At 43.9% G+C, this 5050-nt stretch carries 7 protein-coding genes; all 7 read left to right on the forward strand.

Features of this window, described 5'->3' with window-relative positions:
- The first annotated feature begins 301 nt into the window (after positions 1 to 301).
- A complete protein-coding gene (locus tag ACED53_RS22740; RefSeq protein WP_242441539.1) occupies positions 302 to 1561 on the forward strand; it encodes a DUF3560 domain-containing protein in 1260 nt (419 codons plus the stop codon).
- Positions 1558 to 2007: a hypothetical protein gene (locus ACED53_RS22745; protein ID WP_242441540.1), complete on the forward strand. Its 450-nt coding sequence runs from the start codon at positions 1558 to 1560 to the stop codon at positions 2005 to 2007. The genes ACED53_RS22740 and ACED53_RS22745 overlap by 4 nt, the downstream gene beginning before the upstream one ends.
- Before the next feature lie 701 nt (positions 2008 to 2708).
- Complete coding sequence (locus ACED53_RS22750; protein WP_102579800.1) at positions 2709 to 3092, forward strand: hypothetical protein; 384 nt, start codon at positions 2709 to 2711, stop codon at positions 3090 to 3092.
- A gap of 40 nt (positions 3093 to 3132) precedes the next feature.
- Positions 3133 to 3519: a hypothetical protein gene (locus ACED53_RS22755; protein ID WP_076678491.1), complete on the forward strand. Its 387-nt coding sequence runs from the start codon at positions 3133 to 3135 to the stop codon at positions 3517 to 3519.
- A gap of 75 nt (positions 3520 to 3594) precedes the next feature.
- A complete protein-coding gene (locus ACED53_RS22760) occupies positions 3595 to 3930 on the forward strand; it encodes a hypothetical protein (protein WP_016766862.1) in 336 nt (111 codons plus the stop codon).
- Between the two features lie 52 nt (positions 3931 to 3982).
- Positions 3983 to 4429: a lytic transglycosylase domain-containing protein gene (locus tag ACED53_RS22765; protein WP_102257485.1), complete on the forward strand. Its 447-nt coding sequence runs from the start codon at positions 3983 to 3985 to the stop codon at positions 4427 to 4429.
- A gap of 352 nt (positions 4430 to 4781) precedes the next feature.
- On the forward strand, positions 4782 to 5050 hold a 269-nt coding region (locus ACED53_RS22770), incomplete at its 3' end, for an Arm DNA-binding domain-containing protein (protein ID WP_371715315.1).

Genomic DNA, 5050 nt, shown 5'->3' on the forward strand with positions numbered 1-5050 from the left:
GGATATCGCTGCAATCCTGAACGCCTGCGCCTCGTCATTCTTCCTCGTTGCCGCTCGTCGTGCCTCCTCACTCCTTTCACTGACTGAACGAAAGAATCTGTAAGATGGACCCCGTTTTTCGCCTGTCTTTTTTCCTTTGATTTCTCATTACCGTGTCGCGGTCTTCCTGCTTAACGTCCCAAATCTGAACCCCCAAAACAAGGGTATATGAACGCTTCGCGCCCTTGTTTTGATGAACCGTGATTTTGGGTCGAGCAGTCAGGCGACAACGGGAATGAAAAATTAATCAAAGGAAAAACTTATGACAGACTCAATCCTTAATCCATCAACAGCTTCTAACGTTCAATCAACGACAAACGTATCCCCGTTTGAGCCGTCAGGCTCATCCAAAAATGAATTTTTGAAGCGCTTCACTGGTCATAAGTTGCGTAAAAATGCGAAGGCAAAAATCGCGAAGCTGTTGGAATATGCTGATACGTTGATCTTAAAAACTCAGTCAATGGGGATGGATGATTGCTTTAGAAGTAATGAAACTGTCACGATGGATACAGCCGAATTTTGGGATTGGTACGAAAAGAATTACAGCGATATGGTGATCTTATTAACGGTGCGTGATGGCGTTTTAGTGAAAGTGCAGGTCTGTGATTGTATCTATCATTTTTCTAATGATGTGGTGATGACGTTCTCTTTGGATGGAGAGGAACCGCAAAGCACGATTATTGAGGGGGAATGCTCAGAAGTGGAGGACACCGAAGAGGTGAAAAAGCCGGTGCAGCTTGCCCCGTTCGATCAATACGAAAACCTAGTTAAAACCGCCGTTGTGAAGCAAGTGATTATTGATTGGAGTGAATCCAATTTATTCTCTGATGGCGATGCGTACACCCTTGATGATTACAACAAAAAAGCAAGTCAAGAAGCGATGGAAGTGGGCCGCAATAACGGTTACAGCAAGACGATGATGTATATCGAGTTTGATAATGGTGGCTTGGAGCGATTTAGACATGATATCGATGCGAACTATCCCACTCTTTGCCACTACTACGCGGCGGTGAGTGAGATAAAATTGATTGCAACGACTAAAGTACGCTTTACCTTTGAGCCGGTGGTTAAGGCACTTAAAGAAGGCTACCTATCACCGCTTAACAGTCACGAGAAAAAACCGACGCCACCGCCCCAGGGTAACACTCGTAAAGTCATTGCATTAGGGGATTATCAAGAGCGAAAAGAGTCGAAGCGTGAGCGATTAGAAGAGCGCGCCGCTAAAGCGGCAGCGGTCTCTAATGAGCGATTTAATACCGCGAGTACATTAGGGAAAATGTTGCCGTTCGGTCAGCCAATCCTAGTTGGTCACCATTCAGAAGCGAAGCACCGTAAACACGCGGAGAGCATCAATACCAACATGCGTAAAAGCGTAGAGGCTCAGGATAAAGCGGACTATCTGAGCCGTCGCGCTGATAGTGTCGGTTCTGCCGGTATCGCGTCAGACGACCCCGAAGCGGTTGAAAAATTGAAGAAAAAGCTCGAGGGTTTGATTAAAAGTCATGAACTCATGAACTCATGAAAGCCGTTAATAAGATCGTTCGCTCTAGTCATATGACCGAGGAAGACAAGATCGAATACTTGGTTAATACACACGGGCAGACAGAAGAAAGAGCAAAAAAATTATTACGCCCGTGTGAGTTTTTTGGAAAGTTTGGCTTTGATACATACGCACTACAGAATAGTAATGCCAATATCCGAACAACGAGAAAGCGTTTAGAGCACTTGGAAGCGTTGCACAACGAAGCGCCGTTACAGGGTAGCGGCGAGGCAATGGGGACGGCTTGGGAGCTGTACGAAGAAGAGGGCCGCATTAAGTTTTCATTTGACGGTATTCCAGCCGAAGAGGTGCGCAAAAAATTAAAAAGTAACGGTTTTAAATGGTCACGATACTCTAAAGCGTGGGTGCGTAAACTGACGCCCAACGCGGTCTTTGTGACAAAAAGACTCATTACTTTATTAGCTTAAAACCGAATGAGATGCCTCTTATCCTGGAGGCATTAGTTTCCTTTGTGATTTCCGTGAACGCTGTGGTCGCGCTAAAAGACGTTGAGCCAAAGGCTCGACCGCAAGCGGTCGTCAAGCTGGCTCTCAGTAGGGCTGTAGGCCCATTGGCTCGGTGCTTGATTGTATTGCAGTGTATTGATGTCAATTTGTGGTTGCGTGGCTGATAGGGCTCAATTGACGAGTTTTTTATGATGATCGTTTAAAGCGGATTTGAAGCACAGCGTCGTAATAAGGGCTTGGATTGGGCGTTACCCCTACGGGGCAAGGCTTTTCGCTTGTATCTTTCATCTATGGCCTAAGAGTGGCATCACCCTGGTGAGTCACTGCGTGCCGCTCCAGAATGTGCCTCTCTACAGTCCCTATCTAAAAGGATATCGCTGCAATCCTGAACGCATTCCTCTCACTGCGTTCGTTGCGCCTCGTCGTGCCTCCTCGTTGCTCTCCCTGCCTTTGAATAAGTTCGAGTAAGGCTTGTTTTCTTATGCGCCGATTTCCTTTCACTCGCATCATTTACGGGCTCGCAGGCTGTTAACCGTCTCTCCCCACAACCTGATTTGCAAGGGTAAATGAACGCTGCGCGCCCTTGCAAAGCAGAACGATGGTGAGAGAGCGGACAGCCAAGCGGCTCCGAAAAGTGATACTCAAACAAAAGGAAAATCCTCATGGCGCAACAAAATTCAAACCTAACTCTCTCTAATTCAAATTCAGTGACCAGCGTTTCGCCGCTGGAGCACGAAAGCTCACCAAAAAATGATATCTCTAAGCGTCTGCAACCAGTAGAGCCAAGTCGTGATGTTGCCCTATCAGGATCAACCTCTGTGGAAAATATTGTCGTGATTGCCGCTCATGTAAAAGCAAGAGCCAGGCATTCCTGTGTTTGGCTAGAACTGACGGTTTTATTCCCAGAAACAGAACTCAATAAGCCGTACTGGGGGCAAGGCATCGCGAGAGGTCATGTGATTACTGAAACAAATAAGGTAGGGCTGAATAGTCGTGCTGTCGTCATGGGATGGGTGACAGATAGCTATCAATATATCGAAGTATAAAGACTTGATCCCCCTTAGTTATAAAATGGAGACTTAAATAATGAAATATCTCTCACACTATATTCAAGACAAACAAACTCAGGCTTTTAATGATGCTGGGGCGTTCTTTGCTTTTTCTAATCAACAGTTCGATGAGGCAAAAAAAGATAGCGTGAAATACGCATCACTAGGTATGGGGTTAATTTGCCCAGTTGATAATGCCAAGCAATTAATGACTCGTTTAGATTCCATCGCTCAAGAAGGGATCGCCGAAGATATCAAAGAGAACGGGAAAAAGGCGATCATTCGTCGTGAGTTATTTAATCATGAGTGTTTCTACACCAATGATATTTGTGACTGTGTGGAAAAGCTCGAAGGGTATGGCATCACTTACGATGAAATTCATGAAGTGTTTAATCATATTCGTAAAACGGAAGACGTTTATTAAGCGTAAAAATAAAGCGCCTTGATATTTGCTGTCTCAAATATCAAGGCATGTTCAATTACATCGGAGTTAGATTTAATGAACATTCTTAATGCTACACAAGATAGAGAAGAAACGAAAGCAAAATGTTACGTTTGTACAGCCGTTCCGTTTTCGTTGGGTAAAGTGGTCTATACGCAAGGTATTGAGCAGTTATTAGATAATAATGTCGGTGCTAACTTGTCGATTTATTTGCAGCGTCACCAAAGTGGAGATTGGGGAGAGACTTGCATTGAAGATAAAATCACCAATGACGAAGCAACCAAAACAGGCGAGAGAGTGATATCGAATTATACGATTTGTGATCAATCGGTTTGGATAATAACTGAACGTGACCGCAGCGTGACCACAATTTTATTACCTTGTGAATATTGATATCTCAATGGGATGGCATAAAATGAGAGTCCTATTATTAGGGCTCTTTTTTATGATGAAACCATTACTTTATCTTTCGTTGTTATCGCCGTGTTTCAGTTGGGCTTTTTGCTTTGATGAGGCAGGGCGATTTTATAATGTCGATCCACAGCTTTTAAAATCCATCGCCACGGTAGAAAGTAGCCTAAAGCCGAACGCGTACAATGAAAATAAAAACCAATCCGGTCAAGTCATCAGCCGTGATTTTGGATTGATGCAAATTAATTCCCATTGGTTTGATCGACTATCCGAATTTAATGTGAATGAAACAAATATCTATAATCCTTGCTTTAATGTTCATCTTGGCGCATGGGTATTAAGTTCTAACTTTTCTAGTCATGGTTATAACTGGAACAGTGTCGGCGCGTATAATGCGGGTTTTTCCAAACGCACCGAGAACGCCAGAAAAATATACATCCAAAAAGTCCAATCGGTTTATTTTAATCCTAACGTTAAATAAAAGACCTTGCACCATAACGGTGCAAGGTCTTTAGCTTTTCCTCTCGCTTTCTTCCTTCAATTTCCAGATCCCCCGCATCCCTCGTTCGTCAGATTCATTCGCCACCTGGTCGGCTTTTGTCTTTCGCTGTCAGTTTTTCCCGTCGCTTTGATTAAGGAACTCAGATCATTCGTTCTGAGTTGTTGGTTAGTTGAGTTGGTGACCACACCCTACGTCATAATCTGGCGATTATGGGTGGTTGTCTGTAGTAACTAATTGAAATTTATTGGTATTAAGTTTTTGTTTTTTAGTGTTATGGCATGTTTGATAGCGTTCTACGGTTCAAAAGTGCCCCTGTAAACAGGAGCTTGAAATGCAAAAAATATCTCTTACTCAGCGATTTGTCGAGCATGTAAAACCGACTTCGACCACACAAGAATACTATGATACCAAGGTGTCGACGCTGTATTTACGAGTCTACCCGTCAGGGAGGCGAGTGTTCTTTGTTCGCTTCCAGAGTAACGGATTGAGAAAAAATCATAAGCTAGGGTGCACATTAGAGTGCTCATTACGTCAAGCAAGACGAGAAGCCTTGCAGCTTGTTCATCAAGTACGCAGTCCGAAAATTGAAGCATTGCCCTC

It is taken from the genome of Vibrio sp. 1F169, from assembly GCF_041439605.1.
Lineage (GTDB): Bacteria > Pseudomonadota > Gammaproteobacteria > Enterobacterales > Vibrionaceae > Vibrio > Vibrio tasmaniensis_A.

Bases quoted from the DNA above. Each gene is read 5' to 3' on its own strand.
- ACED53_RS22750 (WP_102579800.1), top strand. From the start codon at position 2,709: ATGGCGCAACAAAATTCAAACCTAACTCTCTCTAATTCAAATTCAGTG.
- ACED53_RS22755 (WP_076678491.1), top strand. From the start codon at position 3,133: ATGAAATATCTCTCACACTATATTCAAGACAAACAAACTCAGGCTTTT.
- ACED53_RS22745 (WP_242441540.1), top strand. From the start codon at position 1,558: ATGAAAGCCGTTAATAAGATCGTTCGCTCTAGTCATATGACCGAGGAA.
- ACED53_RS22740 (WP_242441539.1), top strand. From the start codon at position 302: ATGACAGACTCAATCCTTAATCCATCAACAGCTTCTAACGTTCAATCA.
- ACED53_RS22765 (WP_102257485.1), top strand. From the start codon at position 3,983: ATGATGAAACCATTACTTTATCTTTCGTTGTTATCGCCGTGTTTCAGT.
- ACED53_RS22760 (WP_016766862.1), top strand. From the start codon at position 3,595: ATGAACATTCTTAATGCTACACAAGATAGAGAAGAAACGAAAGCAAAA.